Source organism: Moorena sp. SIO3E8 (genome assembly GCF_010692445.1).
Taxonomy (GTDB): Bacteria; Cyanobacteriota; Cyanobacteriia; order Cyanobacteriales; family Coleofasciculaceae; genus Moorena; species Moorena bouillonii.
In genome coordinates, this window is sequence record NZ_JAAHHM010000044.1 from 1 (window position 1) to 25,076 (window position 25,076).

Genomic DNA, 25,076 nt, shown 5'->3' on the forward strand with positions numbered 1-25,076 from the left:
CTTTGTATCTTGATGGTATTCCTTTAATGAAACGACTCTTTCAAGCTTGTTGCTCTACTAATGCTCCTCCTACTCTTGCTATACCTGTCTAAACCTTATTCTTTGTCTTTTTAAAAGAGCCGCACCCAAAAGAAACAGGACTTACCTATTGCGTAAGTCCTGAAATAATTATCTCTGCCAACAGCTTCGAAATCCTTCTATCACTTTCACTCGTGTGTAAGTTTTCCCCAAACTATTGCAAAAGCTCTAACACAGCTTTCGGTGAAAGTTTATCCTTAAACCAAACAACTTGAGCTGGTAAATTCTTCACCGTAACCCCAGCTTTATCCAAATTTAACCGTTCCGAAATCGCCAGAATCAAATTGTCACATTCGGCCTTGCGCACCTGAGCGAATTTCTTCCTTAAATACTCTGGACGCCAGTAACCAATAATTTCTAATAGGAAATTTCGCCCATCAGGATGAACAAGCCGAAAATCCGGCACCATCACACTACCAGGAATAGGAATTAAATCCACTTCTCGCTCTAACACCCACTGAGTTTTCTGAGATTCCCAACGCTTCGCAAAGGAAGCCTCTAACATACTGTCGTAGGGTTTACCAGGGGGATAGTGAGTCACCAAGCCACAGCGGTCATTAAGACTAAAATGCCCCGTTTTGATCGTACCGCTGTAAGAGTCACGGCTTTGTAACGTCGCCTTGAGACTCCATTTAGTAACGTGTAGTAAGGCTGGAATCAGTTTAGCGATCGCTAAACCATAGCGAGTACTCGGCTTAAATAAACTAGTCGGTCCATCAATAGTAATCGTGAAGCCATGATCCGCATCCCCTTCAATGTAGGTCATCAGCTGAAACAACTTCAAATAGCGGATTAATAGCTTATACTCCCCTGGAACATTGCGGTGAGCATTCAGAGTCATCTCAGATGCTCGATAAAAAATACCCTGGACTTGAGATAAATTATAGCGATGCAGTAATGCTTCTGGTGCTGGGTGATCGAACTGAGTCAGAATACGATTTTCGTGTAAATCCGCATAAAGTCCTTTAGAAATTTGCTCAGGCAACACTTCCTGGTTTAATTCCTGAGATAAAGCAGTGCTCACGCTTTCTAGAGTGGTCTGAGTTGCCTGGCGACTAGGGACAGATTGAGCCGCCAGAGCAAAGACTCGTTGGCGGAGTTCCTTAGGGTCTATGGGGCTAACAACTTCAAAGGTACTGAAGCTCGTTTTAAGAATATGGGCTAAACCTCGTTTAACCCGGTAGTCAGGGCTATCTCCTTCCCAATCGGACAACTTACGATCTAGGTTCCCTTGGGTACTACCAGTAGCCTCAATAAAGCAGTCGATTAACTCAGCTGCCATAGCACAGGTCTGATTGTTAATCAGCAACCGTTTGGGAATGATTTCTTCGCCATTTTGTCTACTAATTAGCAAATCAGTCGGTAGCATTAATAATTAAGTCGTTTTTTTCTTTCTTTGCTGTGATATCTTGCTTTTCTTGGCGGTGTCATGATAAAAGTAAACGGGTAAAGACATTGCCAGGTTGCCTGGTAAAGAGAATAAATGGTCAAGGAGGTTTTCAGCCAACTGTCTTTTCTACCATCAAAATTTATTCTTTACTCGCAATACTTCCTTTGACCCTAACCATTAAGGTTGGCTCGATTGAATTATACAGAGGTGCGAAATAACCATGAAAACCGCTCTATCCCCAGAATCCGCATTTTTCAGTTCCCATCGACCAAACCATAAATCTGTAGCGTCTACATCCGAACGCCAATCCAAGCTGGACATAGAGACAATGGTAAACCAGATGATTACCAGAGGTCAATTGAGCCGTCAAGAGTATTTACAGCTGACGAGTGCCTTCCTCTGCGATTACAATATAAACGACGCAGAACGCCACCAGATTAACCGGATATTTGATAATGTTCAGACTGGTCGTGTGAAATTAGTTGATTATCAAGTTAGTTAATTATAGACCCACAGTGACAACCACCCACACTTTACTATCTTGAAAGTGTGGGATGACAACCAAGCCTTTGTTATTAGCCGCAGGGTTCCGTGAAGCCATCCATCTTGGTTGTGATTATGTCAGAAACACTACCTTACCCCAGACTTATATACGCAATCCGCCCTGAGCATCCTTATGGATGGAGTATTGTTTTAATTATTGTCAAAGCGCGTCTGACAGCCATTGAATCCCACAACCCCCTTACCGCTAGGAGGTGGGACTTGAAGCCAAAATAATTAACCGGAATAATGAATCAGCTTGACTATTGCGTCACAATTAGGTTTCAGCATCACCAACTCAACTCTGGCATCTACTAATGGGATTACTATTGTACCGAAGTTTGCGGAATTATAAGTCATCCCAGGGAATAATTTGGTAAAAGCAAAAATCTAGACTAGCGAGGTATTCAAGTGTCGCAATCCAAAGCAACTGTGCTAGTTACGGGGGGAGCCGGATATATTGGCTCCCATGCTGTATTAGCACTCTTGGGAGCTGGCTACAATGTGGTGGTTCTAGACAATTTAGTCTATGGTCATCGAGACATAGTCGAAGATGTTCTCAAGGTGAAGTTAGTTGTCGGTGATACCAATGACCGGGTATTACTCGACAATCTTTTTAGTGACTATGATATCAGTGCAGTCATGCACTTTGCTGCCTATGCCTACGTAGGAGAGTCGGTAACTGACCCTGCTAAATATTACCGTAATAATGTAACCGGGACACTAACACTCCTGGAAGCTATGGTAGCAGCATCTATTAAGAAATTGGTCTTTTCCTCTACCTGTGCTACCTACGGGGTACCAAAAACTGTACCGATTCCAGAAGATCATCCCCAAAACCCAATTAATCCCTATGGGGCGAGTAAATTAATGGTAGAGCGGATTCTATCGGATTTCCATACCGCCTATGATTTAAAATCCGTAACCTTCCGCTATTTTAATGCCGCTGGTGCTGACCCAGAGGGTAGGCTAGGGGAAGACCACACTCCCGAAACCCACCTTATCCCCTTAGTGCTGCTCACTGCTTTAGGTAAACGGGAGTCCATCTCCATTTTTGGTACCGATTATCCCACACCTGACGGAACTTGTATTCGGGACTATATTCACGTCCAGGATTTAGCCTCTGCTCATGTTTTGGGGTTGGACTATTTGTTAAAGGGTGGGGATAGTGAAATCTTTAACTTAGGCAATGGCAACGGCTTCTCAGTCAAAGAAGTCATTGAAGCAGCCAGACTTGTAACTAAACAAGAGATCAAAGCTATAGAATGCGATCGCCGTCCTGGTGATCCGCCCGCTTTGGTCGGTAGTAGTGACAAAGCCAGAAAACTTCTGGGTTGGTATCCCCAATATTGCGATCTAAATACCATCTTATCCCACGCCTGGCAATGGCATCAGAAGCGCCATGGGGTCACCGATGCTGGCCTTAGGGTTCCCGCAGCATAAAGGATTAAGGATTAAGGATTAATGATGTTAGGCTTAGGGGTTCTATGTAAGGTATATTGAAGTCTTAACTATAATTGCCTAATCAAACGATGGAGTAGGAACATAGGGAGGGTGCATCTCATTTTTGCTGTTTGACACCGTGGTGCGTTACGGGCAGCAACATAACCAAGGGCTAGAGGCGGAAAATGAGGCCCCCCTGAAGCACCACTAGCAACTTTTTTACAAATATGAGATGCACCCCATAGGGACAGGGTTGGCGATTGGCTGGGTGTACCGGTGCGCTTACAGTCGTCGAATTAAATTCGCCACGGGTCGCACCGCAATGATAAACTTTTACTTCCCTGTGTTCCGATACTTTTTAGCTACCAAAGTCTACCAAAGGCAGACCTTAGCTCGCCAATGCAAGATGCAATAGCATCCAGGGGGTATCTCCGCGCTTCTCTGACGGAATATCCCGCGAGCGCCATAAAAATGTCAAAAAAGTTGGTTCCACCGGGATAGAGAGCGCAACTATTAAACCCTTGGTTTTCGGCTTTAATTTAAGTTACATAATAATCCCTGTCGGTGTTACCCTAATTTAAGTCTAACAAATCATAACAGTTTTTGGTAGACTCTGCGACATTTTCTCTAGTTGTTTACTAACCCTCTGTTTCCTTTCTTTCCCTTCTTACCTAGTATTCTAAATTTCTATCTACCACACCCCTGAAACGTTCAACGCTTTAGGGGTTAGTGTCGTTCGTCGATTTTTTGTTTGATTAGATTAGGGTGTGGAAAGGGTGATAGTTGATCACACCTGAGATTATAGCACTTGAAACGGGAATACTGATTCTATGCGCCATTTTCCATTTCCCTGAAAAAAGTGTTTATCTAGCAAAGTGTCAATCACCCCACCTAAATCGACAGGTAATGGTTGGTCTTACTGAGATTTGACCCTTAGCACTAAGGGTTTAGCTGGTAAGCACTTCCGAATAGCTCCCGAGTTGAGATTATCGGACAATTCCATAATTATGAGTGACCATTAGTAGGGTGGGCAAAGTAATCTAATCATGAATACTCACCCATAACCAAATGGTTTTTGCCCACCCTACAAGCTCCCGACTCCTAACTTACTATTTAGTGACCATTAGCGCGTGGTAATTGGGACATCTTGCTAAACCCAAGGGGACTCATCACTTTCACACGAGAGGTTGATCACCATGTATCGTGTACCAGTTTTATCAAAATCCGATGAACAGAAAAGTTTCCCTAGTTGTCAGTGACTTGTCCGGTGGTGGTGCTATCCGGGCATTTTTGCTAGGACAAGTCCTGAAAAAGCTCAACTATGCCATAGAGATTGTGGGATTTATGTTTGGGAAGGAGTTATATGCCACTCCTCCCTCTGGTTTTACCATTACTTCCGTCCCTGGTGGTAAATATCCTGGAGTCTTAACCGCTGCCCGAGACCTGTTAAAAAAGATAGATGGCGATATTATCTATGCCGTAAAACCCAAACCCACCAGTTTTGGTCTGTCTCTGCTGAAAAAGTTTACTAGCCGTCGTCCAATCATACTGGATATGGATGATTGGGAACTAAGTTGGTATGGTGGCGACCAATGGCAGTATCGTCCAACCCTTAAACAGTTCGGTAGGGATATTCTTACCAAAGATGGTCAATTGAAATATCCAGACCATCCCCTCTATATCAAATGGCTAGAAAAGTTTGTCAATTATGCTGACGCTATCACTATAGATACTCAGTTTCTCAAGGAACGCTTCGGTGGTGTCTATCTATCCAATGGTAAAGATACCGATATGTTTGACCCGGAGCAGTATGACCCAGAACTCAGCCGCAAGCGTTATGGGTTATCGGAGTATCGGGTGCTCATGTTTCCTGGTGCGCCACGACCCCACAAAGGAGTTGAAGATATTTTAGTAGCGCTAGAATATCTCAATCAGCCAGACTTAAGATTGGTGATTGTCGGAGGCAGTCCCTATGATGATTATGATCAACAACTCATTAAAAAATGGGGACGTTGGATTCTTAAATTGCCCAGAACCCCAGTCGAAGAAATGCCAGAGGTTCTGTCAGCAGCTCATATTGTGGTGGTTCCCCAGCGAGATACTCTGGCGGCTAGAGCTCAGTTTCCCTTAAAATTGACAGATGGTATGGCAATGGCTAAACCAGTTTTGTCTACCCGTGTTGGGGATATCCCAACAATTTTAGGTGATACCGGTTATCTGGTTGAGCCTAGTTCGCCACAACAACTAGCTGAGGCGATTCAACAGGTATTTCAGAATCTAGATGCTGCCAATCATAAAGGACTTCAAGCCAGGGAGCTATGCGTAAAGTACCATAGTGTTGATGCCATGGCGGCAGTTCTTGCAGATGTTATTGCTGATTTATAATCTGCTAAGCTGTTCAACATATAATTTGGCTCACTAAGTAAAAGCTTTTTTGTTGACTGTTTATGCTTGAATGGAGCATACGTAAGTCTTCCCCTATACCAACAGTCAACAGTCAACACTCAACAATAAAGAAACAGTAATCATGTCTCCTAATCGATTACTCCTAAGCTACGCACTACGGCATCCGACCTGGATTGTATTGACTGTCCTGCTGGGATTTTCCAGTGCCATGTTTAATAGTGTTGGTACAACCATAATTGTGCCGTTAGTGCTGGAATTTTTAGGTCAAAAGAAACTAGAGCTAAGCAAAGCCCCGCCTATCATTCAGAAAACCATGGGTCTTTTTGAGGGCTTTGAAGGGGGCGATCGCTTGCTGATTATGGTACTTGTAGTTCTCTTAGCCATTGTCCTGAAAAATGTAGCTAACTATGTCAATATCTTAGTGTCTACCCATTTATCCAAAAAATTAATTAATACCTTTCGTAAAGAAGGGATTAAATTACTTCTGGATGTGGATCTAGATTTTTATGCCAAAACCAAAATTGGTGATATTATAAATCGGATTAGTCAAGAAATTGGTCGAGGTGCAAATGCCATTAAACTTGCCATTCAATTATTTACGACGGTAATCACCATTTTTGTATTTGTATTTCTTCTAATCTCGATTTCGTGGCAACTCACTATTGCAACAAGCATTCTCTTACTTGGTGTATTCGTTATTAATCAATTTTTTGTTAAGCGCTCTAAAGAATTTGGTAAGGTTCTATCAGAAAAATCCCGAGGATATTCAGGAGCATTACTGGAAATTTTAACGGGAATTAGGTTAATTAAATCAGTTAGTAGTGAACAAGATGAATATCAACGAATTGAAAAATTTATTGATGAACGGGAACAGGCTGAATTTCAATCTCAAGCTAATTTTGCGGCAATTAACCCCATTAATGAAGTCTCGGGAATATTGGCAATTTTAGCCATCGTCTTTGTGGGTAAAAATCTCCTGTTGAAAGATAGTTCAGCAGAAGAACTGGAAGCGATATCTACTGTTTTGGGGATTTATTTATTCTTACTATTCCGTTTGTTACCAGTAATCAGTCAGTTGAATGGCCAAAGAAGTCGGTTTGCTAATGTGTCTGCTAGTACAGCAATCGTGGCGGATTTTTTGCGGCGAGACAACAAACCGATCATGAGCAATGGCAAAAATATCTACACGAAGCTATCCCAAGAAATTCGCATTGAAAATCTATCCTTTGCCTATCCTGGTCATCAGGATTCGGTACTCAATGGGGTGAATTTGTCGATTCCTAAAGGCACTACTATGGCATTGGTAGGTGCTTCCGGTGCCGGTAAGTCAACCTTGGCAGATTTGTTGCCACGATTTTATGACCCAGTTGAAGGACGAATCACTATCGATGGCACAGATTTGAAGGATTACGATATCAGTTCCCTCAGACAAGCGATGGGGGTTGTCAGTCAGGATACGTTTTTATTTAATAATTCGGTGCGCAACAATATTGCTTATGGAATGAAAGATGTTACCGAGGCAGATATTATTGCAGCAGCTAAACGAGCCAATGCCTATGAATTTATCATGCAATTACCCCAAGGGTTTGATACCAAAGTAGGCGATCGCGGTGTAATGTTATCCGGTGGACAACGCCAACGTATGGCCATTGCCCGGGCACTGCTGCGGAATCCAGATATTTTAATTTTAGATGAAGCAACCAGTGCCTTAGATACGGTTTCCGAACGGCTAGTACAACAAGCTATTGATGAACTCTGTCGCGATCGCACAACGGTAGTGATTGCTCACCGACTGTCAACGATCCAAAAAGCTCATCAAATCGTGGTTATGGACAAAGGGCAAGTGGTTGAGATTGGCACCCATGAAGAACTGCTTAAGAAGGAGGGTTACTACTCTCGTTTGTACAAGATGCAGTTTGAGCACAATAGCAATGGAGAGGTTAAAAATGTGGTCAAAAAGGAGTTAGTCAAGACCTCCCATGAAGTGCGAACTCACCTGACCCCAATGATTGTTTGCTTGCAGTTAGTGGTTAATGACCTAGTGGATAGCCCTCAGGAACGTCAGGAATTAACTGAAGAAGCCTATCACTCAGCAGTTCGTCTGCTTAAAACCTTGGAGTATTTAGAAGAAAGCTCAACTATAAAATCAATAGCCTAATTTGTGACCCCTTTTATCTAAAATCCCTAAAAGGGATGCAACATAGGATTGTGGGGTTATTGGTAATCGGTAAGCGGTCATTGGTAATCGGTAATCGTACTCCAGTTAACAATTGTAAGCATTCAGCTATCAGCGATCAGCTGAATGCTTAGTAGATAATTAATCATCATTTGTACTAATCGAGCCAATCCAGATCTCGAAGTCATAACCCTCTGCACGCTGGTCAACTCGCTTACCAATCACCCTCACCTTGCGATTAACAAATCGATCCAATATTTCTTCTTCACGACTGCTGACGTAGACACTCAGGGTTTCTGTTTGAGTTTCAAGCTTGAAGGGCATATCTCGTGTATTGGGACCAACCCGAACAGGGGATGATTGCAAAACTCCTGTTAAAGTTATCTCAGGTTCTGGTCGTTCACGATAAAAGGGTTTGTCCGCAAAAATTGTTAAAGTCTGTCTGTTGTTATCCATACTCGCTTGGGTGAGGAAGAGAGCCTCAGGTTTGACCAATCGCCTGTACCAAGGTGATACTGGTAATACTCTCAATGGTGTAGTTGAAGGTTTCCAGACGGTTGCCAAACCGTCTGGAGTGGTTTTGCCCAGTTCACATCCAAGACAACTAGCGCCCAGGAAGATGATTGCTATGAGTAGGATCCGATAATTTGTTTGCATAACATTTATCTTCCTGTGTACTATAAGCTAGTACTATGTGCTAGTTACGGATTAGTTACAGATTAGTTACGGATGTGGGATGCCCAGTAAACCACCTGGGAGCCTGTGGGGACATTAAATCCACGAATCCGAATCTTCCAAGTACCAGGTGTCAGACTACCGGAAACCCTTGCTCGCTCGAATACACTCACAGCTGAGAAACCCCTGGCTCTTTCAGTTCCTGTGGGATCAATCAGGTGGATATCAATGTCGTTGTGAGCCTGGGATGCAGATTCGGGCCACCACAGTGCACCATCAAAATCTTTTTTGCCAGCAGTGACATTAATTGGAATGTCAATAGTCATTCCGTTGCCTACTACTACTTTACCCCAATTTGCCCAACCATTAGTTGCCATCTTTAGAGGGCCAGCACCTTCTGTATTGTTATAGGGATAGGGATTCTGTCCGTAAAGAATCATGAAGGCGTAGGTTTGACCATGATCAAATGTTCCGAACTGTCGGAGCCAATTGCGGGAAAGCATAGCAGCAGCGGCGGCGTAAGGGGTTGCCCCACTAGTTCCTCCAAAGACCCTCAGAGCATTGTCAGAGACGTTACTAGCGGTTTCGCTAAATGTGGGAGTTTGGATATCTGGCTTGTAGCGACCATCAGTAGCTGGACCACGACCCTGGCTATTGTACTGGGTCTGATCAGTTGTCATGAAGCCGCCGACTCCGATTACCTTGTGAGCAATTCCGGGAGAACGAACTGTGCTACTGCTAGGTCCGAAGTTGCCATTAGCAGATACAAAAATCACACCAGCATCATAAGCATTATCAGCAGCGGTGGCGATTGTTCCTGTTTCCGACTCGTTGGCTTGAATCTCTCCAACAAGTACTTTATCAAACAGAGCGATTCCTCTTTGAATGCCCCTAAGGGTGGCGGTGGTATTGAGACCAAAGTTGCTATAGATGTTCCAACTGTCTAGCCGTATTCCAGTCACACCCCGATAGGCATTCCCCAATCGATTGTTACCACTGATAATGGCGGCGGAGCTAGTTCCGTGATTCCAGAAAGTGTCAAAGGGGTCGTAGCCAGGGTTTGAAGTATCGTTGCAGTTTGGACCACCGTTAACGCAATCTCTTACTAAGGCAATATTGCTTGGGGAGTTGAATAGGACATGGGTGCGTCTGATTCCAGTGTCGAGAAGACCAATCCAAGGTTGAGTTAGTCCCAGATTGAAGTAGGGATCGGATACAATTAAACCTCTACCGTCATCAACATCATTGTTGCTAATGGAGTCCGGTGGCTTTTCCCCTCCTTCTACTGGTTGAATGTAAGCAACATCTTGGGATTCAACCAATTGGTTAATCTTGCCAATCTGTGTCTTTCCAGCCACAGCATTGACAATCCAAAAGTGTTCAGTTGGTTTAAATGTACGGAATGCCTGGTTTTTTTTAATTAGATTCAACTGGGATTTAGTTCTTGCTGCTTTGAGCTCTTCAATCGCCTTGTGGCGTCGCGTACCTCGCTCTCCACGCTTCTCCCCTTGCCCTAATTCTGGCATGAGGGGAATTCGCCGGTCTTCCTTGAAAGTAACAATGACTTCAATATCATCACTCGGTCTCTTAATCTGGCGCAACCGCTCTAGGGCTGGGCTGATCTTTGAGGTCGGGCGAAGTTTACCTATGTCAGGTTTCTTTTCTATGGGAAAGTTCACCTTGTAGATATTCTGGTCTGGGATAAAACTGCTTTTAAAGTCAGTAAACGAACCAGTCTTAGGAATGAACACGGAATTGATAGTGTTAGCCCGGTCTACCGGTACTTGGTAAGGATTGTAAAACTCACCACTGATGGTTTGCTTGCCCTCACCCTTTACCATTAACGGGAACATTAAGGAAATGAGCAAACCTCCCGTCAACAAGAAAAAGCTTTTTCTCGTTACCATTTTGTTTTCCCTCGCGATCACTTAGAGAAATTTTTTTGAATTTACAGACCAGGACTATTGAAACAGTCAAGTTTTACTGTCAAACTTGACTACAGCAGCTATAGTAATTAGCAACATGTTGTGATCCTGCTCTATTGATATATCTGGAGAAGATCATGATTTTTATGCCAAGCGGGCTGGATTTGTTGTAAATGTTTACAATAAAGTCTTACCTTGATCGATATTTAATCGATAGTTATGTGAGCATGTGACAATCAGGGAATGATCTATCAACCACCACGCCCAAAAATTCCTGAGTGTAGCTGGCAGCGTCCCCTGGGACTAGGCTGGGATAACCCTTATACTGTCCGTTACCCAAGTAATCTTGATGATGGTCCCTGGCACGGCATGCCCTTGGGGGGATTTGGTGCTGGTTGTATTGGTCGCTCTCCCCGAGGAGATTTTAATTTATGGCACTTAGATGGGGGAGAACACATCTTTAAAAGCCTCCCCCCTTGTCAATTTAGTGTATTTGAACAACCAGAGCATTCTCTAGCCCAGGCTTATGCTTTATGTACTCAACCACCAGAGGATGCTCAGCTGGGCTCTTGGCAATGGTATCCAACACAAGGCAAAGGTGAGGAAAACAGCTCAGAGGTTTCTGGTCACTACTATGCTTTGTATCCTCGCAGTTGGTTTACCTATAAAAATGTCTTTCAGACTGAACTAAGCTGTGAGCAGTTTTCCCCAATTTGGGCAGGATGTTATCAGGAAAGTAGTTACCCAGTGGCGGTGTTTGAGTGGTCGGCTCACAACCCTACTGATACTCCCATTACCCTTAGCATCATGCTCACTTGGCAGAATATGGTGGGTTGGTTTACGAATGCGATTAAAAATCCAGAGGTGCGGGTAAGGGATGATGGTAGTCCGGTGTATGAGTACCAGCCTCGGTGGGGAGATAGTACGGGGAATTTGAATCAGTGGGTTGTGGATCACTATCGGGTCGGATTTGTTCTAGACCGGGTGAGACTGGGGGATGAGATTAAAGAAGGGGAAGGACAATTGTGCCTCGCTACAGTTACTAATCCCAGTATGGAGGTATTTTACCACGGTCGCTGGAATCCAGTTGGTGATGGTGCTGAGGTTTGGGATACCTTTGCTACGGATGGTAGCTTGGTAGACCATCAAGATGAAACCCCAGCGGCACCAGGAGAACAAATTGCGTGCGCGATCGCAATTCGCTTTACTCTTCGTCCAGGTAAAACCCGCAAAATTCCCTTTATCCTGGCTTGGGACTTCCCGGTGACAGAATTTAAATTAGGTATTAACTATTACCGGAGATACACGGACTTTTTTGGACGCAACGGTAATAATGGCTGGTCAATGGTGCGCACTGCTCTCAAGCACCATGATCTGTGGCGAGAACAAATTGAATCATGGCAAGAACCGGTATTAAATCAGGAAGATTTACCCAATTGGTTCAAGATGGCCTTGTTTAATGAGCTTTACTTGCTCACGGATGGCGGTAGTCTCTGGACAGCAGCAACTGAACTTGACCCGATTGGACAGTTTGGTGTATTGGAATGTCTAGATTACCGTTGGTACGAAAGCCTGGATGTGCGGCTCTATGGTTCTTTTGCCCTAGCAATGCTGTGGCCGAAACTGGATAAAGCGGTGCTAGAAGCCTTTGCCCGAGCTATCCCGACTAGCGATCAAACACTGCGTATTATTGGTTACAACCAAGCTCAAGCTGTACGTAAAATTGCGGATGCTACTCCCCATGACTTAGGAGCTCCCAATGAGCATCCTTGGCAACAGACTAATTATACTAGCTACCAGGATTGTAACCAGTGGAAGGATTTAGCCAGTGACTTTGTTTTACAAGTCTATCGGGATTTTGTTTTCTCTAGCGCTACAGATATAGAGTTTTTGTGGGAGTGCTGGTCATCCATTGTCAAGGCACTGGCTTATCTCAAGGGGTTTGACCAAGATGGGGATGGGATACCAGAAAACTATGGGGCACCAGATCAGACTTTTGATGATTGGCGATTGCAGGGAGTAAGTGCTTACTGTGGAGGGTTGTGGTTAGCGGCTTTGGAGAGTGCGATCGCAATTGGAGAAATTCTGACCAAGAATTATCCACCAACATCCCCATTAGTAGAAGTACCTGAGCTAGATTCCATTCAAGACACCATTGAGTGCTATCGTCAGTGGTTAGCACAAGCCCAACCAATTTATCAAGAAAAGCTGTGGAATGGGCAGTACTATCAACTAGATAGTGAAAGTGGCTCAGATGTGGTGATGGCAGACCAGTTATGTGGTCAATTTTATGCTCAGTTACTGGGATTACCGGATATTGTACCACCAGAGTGTACTCTCTCAGCCCTCAAGACTGTGTATGATGCCTGTTTTTTAAAGTTCCATCAGGGTCAACTCGGAGCAGTTAATGGAGTCAGACCCGATGGCACACCAGAAGATCCCGATGCGACTCATCCGATGGAAGTGTGGACAGGAATTAATTTTGGATTAGCAGCATTTCTGATTCAGCAAGGCATGAAGGATGAAGCTTTACGTATGACTGAAGCAGTGGTAGGGCAGGTTTATGATCATGGCTTGCAATTTAGGACACCAGAAGCGATTACAGCAGCAGGGACATTCCGGGCTAGTCACTATTTGCGAGCCATGGGGATTTGGGCAGTCCATTTAATGCTTAACGATAATACCAACTAGAAAAAGACAGGTAATGGCGGGGGTTGTGTACCCTTAGTTATGGCATTAGTGATGCGATGCTCCTTGGCCTTGGCCTATTGGCCACGCTACGCGAATGGGCCACGCTACGCGAATGGAGCCGCTACGCGAACGTATTGCCACACTATCAGCAAAATGGGCTAATCGCTGGTTTCCCAACAAAACATCCCATAGCCAAATTTTCTAATGTCCTGATTATCAACTAACCAATAAGAAGGTAGGTAAGGGAGCAAGCCTGATTGATAGTCCAAGCTACAGAAGCTTGGGTATCATCAGGATCATAGTTAATTTTATTGCTGTTTCGGTAAATTTTTTACCTGGTTGAGTGACTTTTTTATCTGCCAGAGGTTATTTTAACATAGTGAAACCAACCTTGGCAATAATTTGCTTTGGTTTCGCTACTCCTCAACTGCTCTCTACATAAAATCAAGGGTTTTAGGAGTAAAGTCAGTCAACCAGATTTGTTACTTATAACCATTGAGCTATCAGCACTTCAACAGTCAGTTTTTCAATAAATGAAAACTTACAAATTTGGCTGAGGGGAGCGAGTATATGAGTTATCTTCCACAACCTTGGCCTTTGGGCCACGCTACGCGAACAATCAGCGGATAGCTGATAGCTCTAGGCTGAATGCTTACTGTTCCGTTAGTCTAACTTTCGGTAATTATCTAAGTATAGGCTCTGAATTGGAGTGGTCAATTACAGATAAAACAAACAATTAAGAGGATCAAATAATGAAATTCACTTACCGTGGTATTACCTATGAAAATGAACCGGTAACTTTTGAGATGAAATCAGAAAAAATTGTTGGTAAGTATCGTGGTGTCCGTTGGCGACAACCAAAGCTCAACGGTGTGCTTTTACCGGAAGCGATCGCCAAATTAAAGTATCGTGGGGCATATTATCTTCACGTTCTTTGGGGTAAACCGATTGATTTTACTAAGCAACATTACGGAGTTAAGCATCCTTGTTCTAAATAGCTAAGCTATTGGCTTGTCCTGCATCAGCTATAGCGCAAATTGGCCTTAGCTGAATGCTTACATACATAAGCTATAGAGTATCTTGAAATTCTTCCTTAAGTTAGGCTTTGGGTAATCTACCATAGCAACACTATTACTAAACTAAGGCAAAAGGCTTCCATGGAAAAGGCTTCAATTGCTTACCCAAATTGCCACAATACTTGGCACAATACTATAGATGCTTTGGATGCCTTCCCGTAGGGGTGCGGAAAGCCCGTTATATCCTTGGGACGCTTCTGCTGAGGACAACCTCTGGATGATTGGTTCAGCTAGTGCGCCTCCTTATAGCTAGAAACTGGTGGCGAACACCAGGTTATGATATAGGTTAGTACCCAAAGACTAACTAGTCGAAACTAATCACCGTTCGCGTAGCGTGGCCCAAAGGCCATGGATGGATATGGCTGGAAGCTCCACCCCTGCAGTGGACAAGGGAAGTTCCGTAGCACTCCTTCTCAGGAGAATGACAAAGGCTTCCGAAAGAAAGTAAAAAATATTGTCAACAAGTCGAATTATGGAGCTAAGATAAAGGCAGAAAAACTTGCACCAATTCTAATAGGTGCGCTCTTACTTGGCGAATTTAATTCGCCACGGGTCGCACCTGAGGATGGCAAACTGATCACCGCTCCTGCAAAATCGACACTCCAATACACTCCCTCTGGTTCCTTAGAAACCGTGCCTTCAACTTCTTAAATCAGGATAAAAAGCAGAAGTCACTCGGCGAAGGAATTAGTCACAAGGTCTTTTACAACAGTCTTCTGGAAGTAAAACGGACACATCAACCTCAAAGGTAACTAAAAGGGAATAAGTCCCCCTAGGATCGAGGCCTAACCTATTGGAGTTAGATAAAATCTAAGCTCTATGATAGAGTAAAATTAAAAATCGTAGGCAAAACAACCTATCAAATACAAACCTATCAAACACAAATCTATATTTAGATACTGCGAATTAGCATTTGTCTATGACTAACTGATTCAGAAGCGAATAGTAGCAGGTGCTTACAAATTTTTTCCGATATCCACCCTAAGGTAATACTAGTTAAGAGGTTTTGCGTTTTATTCGATAGTAACTATGTCCCATCATCTCATCTTCAGAGAATCACGGACTCAGGTTTATGTACCTGTGAAAATTGCATCCTCACCTCCATCTACCATTCCCAAGACTTCTGTCTCTGCTGGGCAACTGGGGAGTTTGAATCATTGGATGTTTGTGTCTATTGGACTAGCTTTAGTGGTGATTGGATTAGTGGTGTATGGTAAGCTCCAATTCAAGGATAAGGACAAAAAGCTGAAATTGGAGCAGTATAAAACTGCTGATCTTCGGAAAAAGTTAAAGCTGGCGCTTAATACTATCCGGAAAATGGAATCCAATCCTGATTTGGTTCACTCGCGGGAATTTAATCTGGATTACCTCAGAATGCGAATGGAAGAAGAAGTATTCCACTTTGCAGTTATCAATCAAATTAAAATTAGAATAAAACAGTTAATCAGTATAGCATTACGACCTACTCAAGACTCTAGAAATGTTATCGGTGTCGCTAGTACGTCAGGTCGTCAAATTAATGAAACATTTGATGTTAAGTACGAGACAGAAATTCGAGGTAAACGCAGTGTGGGAGTGCTTTTCCGCATTCAAGTTAAATTAATGAAATTACCCACTCAACGCACCTCGGCAACCGTTAGCCAAATTATTGACTGTATAGAAACATTTCTTAGTCCAGATGCAGAAAATGATACCTGGCAACCAACAATTCAAGGACGTATTGTTTGCATGCGTTGGGATCAAAAGGCAAAACCAACGCCATTATTAGTATTAGAACAATCCACTGAAGGGGTTAACGTTACTCTAAGAACCAAACGGGTTGGGATGACGTAATACCAATTTTATTCATATTTTAGGAAATAGAGAGTAGGGAGTAGGAAGTGTCGGGAGATGGGGAGATGGGGAGATGGGGAGATGGGGAGATGGGGAGATAAAATTGGTATTAGCAATTAGCCATTAGCCATTAGTCATTATCGATTACCAATTACCGATTACCAATTACCGATTTCCCAAGCTTTGTCTTGATGCAGCGCGGTCATGGGGACGTTGCTGAATTAAGGAATGAATGCGCAATCATCTGGTGCATGTTAAAGCCCCCTAAATCCCCCAATTTTGGGGGACTTTGAACGTCTTATTCCCCCCAGAATTGGGGGGTTAGGGGGGCAAAACCATACCCAGAATCAGCAACGCCGTCATGGGGGAAACCACGGCAGTTGCTCATGGGGGGAACCACGGCAGTCGCTCATGGGGGAAACCCCCAAGACCGCGCTGCCTCCCCAAGACCGCACTGCCTCCCCAAGACCGCACTGCCTCCCCAAGACCGCGCTGCACCGCTGCTCCCTGCTCCCTGTTCCCTGTTCCCTGTTCCCTGTTCCCTTTGCTATATAGGGTGCCTTATTAAGGCACCCTACTATTTATAGAGTTTGGTTTCCAGTTTGACGTAAGTCCTATTTGGGTATTCCTTAACCAATTTTTTAAACAGGCTTTAATAATCTTTATGCAGCTAATAAATTGATTTCGATACTATAGATAATAAACGAGTAAAATACTCACAATGTTTATTAATCCTAGGGGGTGGTTCGGGAAGATTATTCCTTCCCATACACCAAATCAGTATACAGATATTTCTACAAAGAAAGATACATCATCACAGGATAACACTCCGTTAAAACCAGCTAGATTAGGTTTCCTACTAGCTGTTTTTTTTCCCCTATTCGGAGCAATTTCAACAGCTCGGGATGGGGAGGGAGTGCAACGGATGGAAAAACAAACCCAAACTTGGTTTTTTAAACTTAGGGGTCCGGTGACTGGCCCAGACAATATAGTGATTTTGGCAATTGATGAGGAGTCTCTGAATTTAAATCAATCCTATGATGATAATGATGAGTCTCAAGCACTAACTGATTTAGAACTTATCAAGAGCTGGCCCTGGAAACGAGCTGCTTATGCTAAAGCGATTGAGCGTGTAATGGCTGCTGGAGCTAAGTCTGTTGCCGTCAGTATTGTGTTAGATAGTCCCAGTAGTTACGGTGAGGCAGATGATAAACGGTTAACAGAGGTGCTGGAAAATTATGGCGAAAAGGTTACTCTGGCCGCTATATATGATACTTACGAAACTGTTGAAGGTGAGGCTATCAAGCTAGTTAAGCCAAATTCTTTGTTTGAGACACCCCAGCTATCTGTAGGTTCGATTAATTATCCCATTGAGCCAGATGGCAGAATCTATCGTCTAGCCAATCAGTTTCCCAAAGTTTGGGCTAAGAATAATCCAGAATTGGCACAAACATCTGATCAGCTGATTTTTACAGTACCTTCCTTTAATGAGGCTACCTTGGCAGCTGCTCAGGAATCAGGACTGAAGACGAAGCCCAAACCAGAGAATATTTTCTTCTACGGTTCGGATGCATTTAGATCTATTCCCTTCTGGTATGTCTTAGATGATAATCGCTGGCAGACTCGCCTAGACGATGGTAAGTATTTCCAAGACAAGATTGTGTTAATTGGACCAACTGCTAGCTCATTACCAGATTTTCATCGGACTCCTGTGTCCGATAGAATGGCTGGGGTAGAAATCAATGCTAATGCGATCGCAACACTACTCGAAGGTCGTACCATTGTTCAAGCAATTCCCAATCCTATCCACAGAGGAGTGTTGATCTTCTTGGGGGTTACAGTAGTAAGGTCCCTATTCAGTCGGATTAAGCGATGGCAAGTTTGCCTAGGCTGGACAGTGCTCGGGGTAATCACTTGGGGAGGAATCAGTTATCTATTTTTCGTGTATGAGGGGCTAATTTTGCCTACAGCAGTCCCTATAGTTAACATAACTCTCAGTGGTGTTTTCTGTAGCGCTATGGGAGCAATGCAAGACCTGAAGAATAAACAGCAACTACGCCAAACTCTCAAACATTACGTTTCTGCCCCCATTGTCCAAGAAATTATCTCTGGACAAGATGATTTACGCAATTTGCTGGAGGAAAGGGAAGAAGAACTATTTGCTACTAAGTTAAGTGGACGCTATCAAATCATCAAACGACTTAGTGCTGGAGGATTTGGCGAAACCTTTATTGCTGAAGACACCCAGCGACCGGGAAATCCGCACTGTGTGGTCAAACAGCTCAAACCTGCTAGCAATAATCCTCAACACTGGCAACTGGCTCGACGGTTATTTCAAACGGAAGCAGAAATTCTCGAAAAGTTGGGCAAACATCACCAAATCCCTGAGCTGTTAGCCTATTTTGATGAAAATCAAGAATTTTATCTAGTTGAAGAGTTTATTAAAGGTCATCCTCTCAGCGATGAGTTACCAGCGAAACCTATTCCTGAAGCCAACGTCATTGCCATAGTGGTAGATATTCTAAAGGTATTGCAGTTTGTCCACAGTCACAGTGTGATTCACCGAGATATTAAACCCGATAATCTAATTCGGCGCAAATCAGATCAGAAGCTGGTGCTAATTGACTTTGGCGCTGTTAAAGAAATTACTAATCAATTGCATTCAAGACGAAACCTGACTAATTTCACTGTCGCCATTGGTACTAAAGGTTATATGCCTAATGAACAAGCTGTGGGTAGTCCAAGATTTAACAGTGATATTTATGCCACAGGTATGATTGCTGTGCGATCGCTTACTGGCATAACTCCTAGCAAATTACCCACAGATCCCATAACTGGAGAAGTAATTTGGCTCAATAAAGCACAGGTCAGTCCTGAATTAGCTACAGTGGTCAACAAAATGGTGCGCTATAGCTTCCGAAGTCGCTACCAGTCCGCTGAGGAGGTATTAGAAGCACTGAAACCTTTAACCAAAACCTTGCCAACATTCTCGTTTAGTAGCCTTGATTCATCGGTAGCGCTAGAATCTGAGGCTTCCACCGTGCCAGCACCACAGAAAACCATGGTTGATAGTGACTGTTCGAGTTCACAGAAAACTGTTCCGTTGTCGGAATCTACCACAGTGCTAGAGGAGGAAACCATGGTTGATAGTGACTGTTCGAGTTCACAGAAAACTGTTTCGTTGTCGGAATCTACCACAGTGCTAGAGTCTAAGGAAACCTTATTCTAGTGATTATAGCGGTTTTTAATTAGGTGAGGTACAAATTTTGGAGTTTTAGGGAACAGGGAACAGGTAACAGGGAACAGGGAACAGGTAAAAAATCATGTGTACCTCATTAGGCTATAAACCGCTATAGTCGTCAGTCAATAGGGCAGTTGAATGTTGAGTGTCCACTTTCAAGATTAAACCTTCAACCTTCAACCTAGCAACCTGGTAACCTTGAACCTTCAACCTGCTAACCTTAAGCCACTGCTAGAGGATTCAACCATCGCAAAATTTCCCGTTGCAAGCGATTTAAATCGCGATAGACTTCTTGCTTGACCCACTGACCTACGGCATCCAATGGGGTAAACACTGCCCCTGGGTTTAAGGTGACATCTTGCCCTAAAGGTGTTAAATGATTTCCTGGTATCCGCTGTAGGACAACCATATTTGGAAAACGTTTCTGTAAGGCTTGGGTCAAGCTAACACTTTGGTCAATCTCGTCATCAGTGAATTTAATCAGTAAATTACGCTGGATTTGATAGCGTTGAGTAATCAGAGAGTTAGTTTCTTGGGGTGAGGGAGTAAACTCGACCTGGAAGATAGGATTGAGGTTTAACTGTTCCACAAAGGGAATGGCACGGTCAGCGGAATAGTTGTTATAGGAAATCAAGATATTACCAGCTCGTTCTACACTGAAGAGGCTGCCAATCAACAAATGCAGTTTGCACCCCATGCTGTGGCCGATACCATAGATGGGTAGATACCGTTTCCGTAAAGCATTGGTTACCTGTAAGCGATTGAGAGTAGTCTCGAAGCGATTGAGTACATCTCGTGCGATCGCAATATGGTCGAGGGTATTCACAAACGGTGTCGCAATCACTGCATACCGTTGACGTGCTAATTCTTCCAGTAACAATCGGTAGGTTACTTGGGGAGCTGTAGCAATAAATGCCCCACCCAGAAAATGGATAATCCCGGTGGGACGATTGGGGATTAAAACCCAGTTACCAGATATCTCTTGCCAGTCCATGCCATACTATATAGGGTTTACTTCTTTTATTGTAAAGATGTTTGTAGAGTACTCTAGAGTATGGTATTAATCTAGTAATATCTAGAAGTTAAGAATTCTGAATTTACAATTCAGAATTCTCTTGACCTGGTACCATTAGTCGAAATTCATAAGTGTTGGGAGTAGACAATAATTCTGCACCCCTAGGATTAAGATATCGCCCGTTGAATTTTAACTTCATGCGACTCTTGAAGCTACCAGCGCAGTAGCTGGGATTAGTATTAGCTCCAGGTGTGAAGGAAATCCTGTATTGAATTTATCCTAGTGTAAGGTAGGCTTCGATATTAGGTAAATCTTGAGTAACACTCGTCATATCTTCAATTATTAACTCTTTACCGCACTCATTAATAATTTGCTTGTTAGAAGCTAAGGCTTGAATTGCCGAGGTAATAAATTCTGATGCGGTGTTGATATCACCAATAACTGGTTCTTGAGCATTTAACCCTGAGGCAAAAGCGAAAACCATAAGCGAAAACCATAGCAGTTGCAGCAGCAATTAACGTATTTTTTACCTTCATCTTGAGCCTCGTTTAGTTGAGATTGATTATGAGCACACAGTTGAGAACAAATCTTGAGTGCCCATGACAATTAGCACTGCTAATGGCGCAGTATCAGGAAAACTGGTTAGCGGCACTTATCCATACAATTCCCCAAAGTGTCTAGTGAGGTAACAGTCTATAGGCAACTATAGGTAGAGGGGAGATGAAGAAGATGAGGACTAGTGATTTTATAAAAAAAGCTATACTTTATAGATAGATTTCCAACTATTTTGAATGAGATTGAGACTTTATTAGTTAATCACTCTGATTCTTTGTCTATCGTTTCTGATATATTCTAAGTATCGCATTACTTTGTAAAAGTGTAGGCTACACAACTCTAAAGCACTTAGGCAATAACTCTACTTGTGAGGGTGGGTTAGTCACACACCCTACTAACTAAAGACTCATCACTAACTCACTAAAGATTCAGCACTGACCTTAGTCAACTCTCGAATCTGCTCAATCAAATTGTTAATACCATCAGTATTGAGGCGATAACTGATGGGATGGGCAATCAGTCGTGCTGTACTCTCATACAAAATGTCAATTTCAATTAAGCCATTCTCTTTTAAGGTACGACCTGTGGACACCAAGTCCACAATTGCCTCCGACATCCCGGTAATTGGACCAAGTTCAACAGAACCGTAGAGGGGGATAATTTCCACTGGCAAATCCAGGTTATTGAAATATTCCCGAGCACAGTGAACAAACTTGGAGGCTACGCGACCATGAGCTGGCAAATCCAAAGGGCTTCGATAAGAGCTAGCTGCACGAACTGCTAATGACATCCGACAATAACCAAAGTGTAAGTCACCTAAGGTAGCGACTATTGGGGCTTTTTCCCGTAGCACATCGTAACCAACTATCCCCAACTGAGCTTGACCATATTCGACGTAAACCGGTACATCTTGAGCTCGTACCAGTAGAGCTTGAGCAGTTTGACTGGGGTCTTGAATCTGGAGTTGGCGGTTGGCGGAGTCTAGGAAGGTACTAAAGTCTAAGCCAACGGATTGCAGTAGCTTGATGCTGTCTTTTAGGAGTGCGCCTTTGGGTAATGCGATGGTAATCATATGGGGAGCTTCGGGAGCTTTGGCAGGAGGTCAATTAGTTGACTGATCAGATCAACTATACCTGTAGAAGCTCCATTATAGAAGCCCGTGCTCCTCAAATTATCACCAACCCGACATATCCTTAGGTGCGCTCTTAGCATTAAGAATTAAATTCGCTCAAGGTGCGCTTTCCAATGGGCGAATAAATCGCCCTTGGGTCGCACCTTTCGGCAAAGCCGACGCTACGCGAACGGGTCGCACCTGTTGAATACTTATGATTCCGGAGGGTACGTCATTAGTTATTTGTTAAACCTTTAAATCAGGAATCAGCTCTAGCACAGTTTTTTTAATGAAATCCCGCTGATAAAAGTCAGGATCAACAATCCTTCGATTCCAGACCACAATGTCTAAATCTATACAGCGCGGTCCATTTTTATTGGATTGCTTAACCCGCCCTTGGTCAATTTCGACTTGTTTAAGTTTTTGACGAAAGGTCTCAAAACCGTCTTCTGTGTGAATTAAAAAGGCACCATTTAGAAAATCAGGTTGCTCAGTAAAGCCTATGGGTTTTGTTATGTAAAAGCGAGATTCATTAACAAAATTATCAGTTTTTGATAAATTATATTTGGCTAGTTTTACATTTTTATCAGGTTCAATGTTAGAGCCAACACTTACTACTACTTCATTCACTACCACTTCATTCATCGTTTAGCACTCAATTCTATAGACACAGAATCGGAAAATCGCAAAGCAAAAGGTTTATCAACTTTCACCTTAGCCCATACTATCCGGGGATTTTCCATTACAATATCTAAAATCATCTGGGTTAGCTTTTCTAGTAAATTAAACTTACTTTCTTCCACTGCTTTAATTACACGCTTGCTTAGGGTTTTATAATTTAGGGTATCTTCAACGCGATCGCTTTTTGTAGAATTTCCTGGGGTAAAGCCAGCCTTAATATTAATCACAACATCTTGTTTAGTTTTTCTTTCCCAGTCATTAAATCCTATTATCGTGCGGAGTCTTAAATTTTTTATTTCCAGCAGCGCTTCAACATAACTGTGTTGTTTTTTGCTCCCGAAATCATTAACTTTTATTGATGTGATATCAGTAAGTTGTGTCATATCTTTGATGTATATAGTCTTGATTAAGTGTTCAGCTATCAGCGGTCAGCTATCAGCGGTCAGCTATCAGCGGTCAGCTATCAGTTATCAGTTAAGCTGTTCAGCATTTAGATTGGGATACCTTTGCTCAAAGGGAACAGGGAACAGCGGATCTGGGAACGGGTAATAACCAATTTAAATGCACATTAGCTGATCAGTTATCAGTTATAATTGAAAAGCTTACGGCTTACAGTTGATTACAAATGTTGACCGCCATCCACAAATAAAAACTGTCCGGTAACAAATTGATTAGAGAGCAAATAGCGAACAGCCTGACAAATCTGATCCACATTGCCCTGGCTATGCATGGGTACTCTTTGTCTAAGTGTTTCGATATACTGTTCACTTGCCCCGGCTGGAAGTAAAATCCACCCAGGGCAAATTCCATTCACTCGAATATCTGGAGCCAACTCTAAAGCTGCCATCTCCGTTAAGTTAGCCAAGGCTTTCTTAGCTAATGTATAAGCAGAATAGGAAAAATCATTCTTGTTGATTCTGGTATCAATAATATTGATAATGTTCCCTTTTTGATAAAGACGAGCAAAATCACGGGTAAAGAAATACGGAGCCTTAAAGTTTACAGCAAAGTGACTGTCAAACCAGTCAAGTTCCGTTTCTTTAAGGGTTGCTGGTTCAAAAATGGAAGCATTATTCACCAACACATCAAGCTCAGGAACATCTGCTTTCACCTTTGGCAAAAGATTGAGCATATCTTCGTCACAGGTTAGATCAGCTTGGTAAAACCGACAATTTCGCTCTAGGGACTGGATCTGTTCTGCTAGGATTTCCGCGTCTTGGCGAGAACGGTTGTAATGAATCGCTAGATCATAGCCCTGTTTCGCCAAGTCTAATGCGATCGCTTTACCAATCCTTTTGGTGCCACCTGTAACCAATGCCCAAGCCATACTGGTTTATCTTTCTAGGTTTTAAATTATAATTACTCTGTGATTCACTTTATCTTAACTAAAATAGTATATCAAGTAGCTTGTCGTGTCTATCAATGACTTGGCTGTTAACTACAGGTAGTAGGCTTCGTTAATAACCCAAGCTACAGATAAAGTCGCTGCGTAAGTCTTATAATTGTGTTGATAGTCAAGCGTCAACCGTCAACTATCAACAAAATCAATGCGTATCCTTTTAGTAGATGATGAAATTGAGCTGACTGACCCCCTGTCTCGGGTATTAACTCGTGAAGGTTACACTGTAGATGTGGCTTACAATGGTGCCTCAGGAAATGAGTTAGCTTGCGTTGGCGCTTATGACTTGTTAATCTTAGACTGGATGCTACCGCACATGTCTGGGTTAGAAATTTGCCAACAAATGCGATCGCATGACACCACTACCCCAGTTCTTTTTCTAACCGCCAAGGACACTGTAGATGACCGAGTGATGGGATTAGATGCTGGTGCTGACGACTATCTAGTTAAACCATTTGAACTGCGGGAGTTACTCGCTAGAGTCCGGGCTCTGCTTCGGCGTTCTGCTGCGACGGATGCCAATCCCAGCCAGCGGTTACGGGTTGGACAAATAGAATTAGACTTAACCAATCAAATAGCTTATCGCCACGGACGCCCAATTGAGCTATCGGAAAAAGAAAGCCAACTGCTAGGGTACTTCATGAGCAATGTTGGTCTATTATTATCCCACAAGCAAATTTATCAACATTTGTGGCCATCTGAGGAAATCCCAAAAAGTAACAATTTAGCTGCTCTAGTTCGTTTGTTGCGTCGCAAAATCGAAGTTAAGGGTTCCGTACCTCTGATCCATACAGTTTATGGTAAGGGTTATCGGTTTGGTTGATTGTTATTTGTTAATAAA

Annotated in this window: 22 protein-coding genes; 13 read left to right on the forward strand and 9 right to left on the reverse strand. The window is 43.0% G+C overall.

Annotated features, from left to right (window positions below; genetic code table 11):
* Nucleotides 1–232: 232 nt before the first annotated feature.
* Nucleotides 233–1,447 (reverse strand): DUF790 family protein, encoded by a 1,215-nt coding sequence (locus F6K46_RS19290; protein WP_293060209.1) that lies wholly within the window; start codon nt 1,445–1,447, stop codon nt 233–235.
* A gap of 241 nt (nt 1,448–1,688) precedes the next feature.
* Between F6K46_RS19290 and F6K46_RS19295 the strand changes: the two genes are divergently transcribed.
* The 4 genes from F6K46_RS19295 (at nt 1,689) to F6K46_RS19310 (ending at nt 8,015) form a co-directional block, all read left to right on the forward strand.
* Nucleotides 1,689–1,970, forward strand: coding sequence for a hypothetical protein (locus F6K46_RS19295; protein ID WP_070391671.1), 282 nt, complete (start codon nt 1,689–1,691; stop codon nt 1,968–1,970).
* Between the two features lie 449 nt (nt 1,971–2,419).
* Complete coding sequence (gene galE, locus F6K46_RS19300) at nt 2,420–3,451, forward strand: UDP-glucose 4-epimerase GalE (protein ID WP_293060213.1); 1,032 nt, start codon at nt 2,420–2,422, stop codon at nt 3,449–3,451.
* Nucleotides 3,452–4,678: 1,227 nt separating this feature from the next.
* A complete protein-coding gene (locus F6K46_RS19305) occupies nt 4,679–5,836 on the forward strand; it encodes a glycosyltransferase family 4 protein (RefSeq protein WP_075905823.1) in 1,158 nt (385 codons plus the stop codon).
* Nucleotides 5,837–5,978: 142 nt separating this feature from the next.
* On the forward strand, nt 5,979–8,015 hold the full coding sequence (locus F6K46_RS19310; protein ID WP_293060218.1) for an ABC transporter ATP-binding protein: 2,037 nt from the start codon (nt 5,979–5,981) through the stop codon (nt 8,013–8,015).
* A 159-nt stretch (nt 8,016–8,174) separates the two neighbouring features.
* On the opposite strand, the gene F6K46_RS19315 is transcribed toward F6K46_RS19310, so the two are convergent.
* Both F6K46_RS19315 and F6K46_RS19320 read right to left on the reverse strand, forming a co-directional pair.
* Complete coding sequence (locus F6K46_RS19315; RefSeq protein WP_293021964.1) at nt 8,175–8,690, reverse strand: hypothetical protein; 516 nt, start codon at nt 8,688–8,690, stop codon at nt 8,175–8,177.
* A 62-nt stretch (nt 8,691–8,752) separates the two neighbouring features.
* A complete protein-coding gene (locus F6K46_RS19320) occupies nt 8,753–10,615 on the reverse strand; it encodes a S8 family serine peptidase (protein WP_293021965.1) in 1,863 nt (620 codons plus the stop codon).
* A 261-nt stretch (nt 10,616–10,876) separates the two neighbouring features.
* On the opposite strand from F6K46_RS19320, the gene F6K46_RS19325 reads away from it, so the two are divergent.
* From F6K46_RS19325 to F6K46_RS19360, 8 genes are all read left to right on the forward strand, one after another.
* Entirely contained in the window at nt 10,877–13,324 is a 2,448-nt protein-coding gene (locus F6K46_RS19325; protein ID WP_293060220.1) for a GH116 family glycosyl hydrolase, read from the forward strand.
* A 39-nt stretch (nt 13,325–13,363) separates the two neighbouring features.
* Nucleotides 13,364–13,486 carry a hypothetical protein gene (locus F6K46_RS19330; RefSeq protein ID WP_269086958.1) on the forward strand — a complete coding sequence of 41 codons (123 nt, stop codon included), beginning with the start codon at nt 13,364–13,366 and terminating at the stop codon, nt 13,484–13,486.
* Between the two features lie 428 nt (nt 13,487–13,914).
* Nucleotides 13,915–14,064 carry a hypothetical protein gene (locus F6K46_RS19335; RefSeq protein ID WP_293060222.1) on the forward strand — a complete coding sequence of 50 codons (150 nt, stop codon included), beginning with the start codon at nt 13,915–13,917 and terminating at the stop codon, nt 14,062–14,064.
* 12 nt (nt 14,065–14,076) lie between these two features.
* A complete protein-coding gene (locus F6K46_RS19340) occupies nt 14,077–14,322 on the forward strand; it encodes a DUF4278 domain-containing protein (protein WP_075897424.1) in 246 nt (81 codons plus the stop codon).
* Nucleotides 14,323–14,748: 426 nt separating this feature from the next.
* Entirely contained in the window at nt 14,749–15,051 is a 303-nt protein-coding gene (locus F6K46_RS19345; protein ID WP_293060225.1) for a hypothetical protein, read from the forward strand.
* Nucleotides 15,052–15,480: 429 nt separating this feature from the next.
* Nucleotides 15,481–16,233, forward strand: coding sequence for a hypothetical protein (locus F6K46_RS19350; protein WP_293073141.1), 753 nt, complete (start codon nt 15,481–15,483; stop codon nt 16,231–16,233).
* A gap of 279 nt (nt 16,234–16,512) precedes the next feature.
* Nucleotides 16,513–16,788, forward strand: coding sequence for a hypothetical protein (locus F6K46_RS19355; RefSeq protein WP_293117253.1), 276 nt, complete (start codon nt 16,513–16,515; stop codon nt 16,786–16,788).
* 166 nt (nt 16,789–16,954) lie between these two features.
* Nucleotides 16,955–19,462 (forward strand): serine/threonine-protein kinase, encoded by a 2,508-nt coding sequence (locus F6K46_RS19360; RefSeq protein WP_293060230.1) that lies wholly within the window; start codon nt 16,955–16,957, stop codon nt 19,460–19,462.
* A 232-nt stretch (nt 19,463–19,694) separates the two neighbouring features.
* On the opposite strand, the gene F6K46_RS19365 is transcribed toward F6K46_RS19360, so the two are convergent.
* The 6 genes from F6K46_RS19365 to F6K46_RS19390 all read right to left on the reverse strand — a co-directional run bounded on the left by F6K46_RS19365 (nt 19,695) and on the right by F6K46_RS19390 (nt 24,163).
* Nucleotides 19,695–20,468: a DUF1350 family protein gene (locus F6K46_RS19365; RefSeq protein WP_293060232.1), complete on the reverse strand. Its 774-nt coding sequence runs from the start codon at nt 20,466–20,468 to the stop codon at nt 19,695–19,697.
* A 295-nt stretch (nt 20,469–20,763) separates the two neighbouring features.
* Nucleotides 20,764–21,003, reverse strand: coding sequence for a hypothetical protein (locus F6K46_RS19370; protein ID WP_293117256.1), 240 nt, complete (start codon nt 21,001–21,003; stop codon nt 20,764–20,766).
* A 453-nt stretch (nt 21,004–21,456) separates the two neighbouring features.
* Entirely contained in the window at nt 21,457–22,116 is a 660-nt protein-coding gene (gene hisG / locus F6K46_RS19375) for an ATP phosphoribosyltransferase (protein ID WP_293060240.1), read from the reverse strand.
* Nucleotides 22,117–22,401: 285 nt separating this feature from the next.
* The gene (gene folK / locus F6K46_RS19380; protein ID WP_081431096.1) at nt 22,402–22,800 is read right to left on the reverse strand and encodes a 2-amino-4-hydroxy-6-hydroxymethyldihydropteridine diphosphokinase; all 399 of its coding nucleotides are present in this window, start codon (nt 22,798–22,800) and stop codon (nt 22,402–22,404) included.
* Nucleotides 22,797–23,219, reverse strand: coding sequence for a FolB domain-containing protein (locus F6K46_RS19385; protein WP_293060243.1), 423 nt, complete (start codon nt 23,217–23,219; stop codon nt 22,797–22,799). The genes folK and F6K46_RS19385 overlap by 4 nt, the downstream gene beginning before the upstream one ends.
* A 236-nt stretch (nt 23,220–23,455) precedes the next feature.
* On the reverse strand, nt 23,456–24,163 hold the full coding sequence (locus tag F6K46_RS19390) for an SDR family oxidoreductase (RefSeq protein ID WP_075897454.1): 708 nt from the start codon (nt 24,161–24,163) through the stop codon (nt 23,456–23,458).
* A gap of 220 nt (nt 24,164–24,383) precedes the next feature.
* On the opposite strand from F6K46_RS19390, the gene F6K46_RS19395 reads away from it, so the two are divergent.
* Nucleotides 24,384–25,058, forward strand: a complete 675-nt coding sequence (locus tag F6K46_RS19395; RefSeq protein ID WP_075897456.1) for a response regulator transcription factor — start codon at nt 24,384–24,386, stop codon at nt 25,056–25,058.
* The last annotated feature ends 18 nt before the right edge of the window (nt 25,059–25,076 follow it).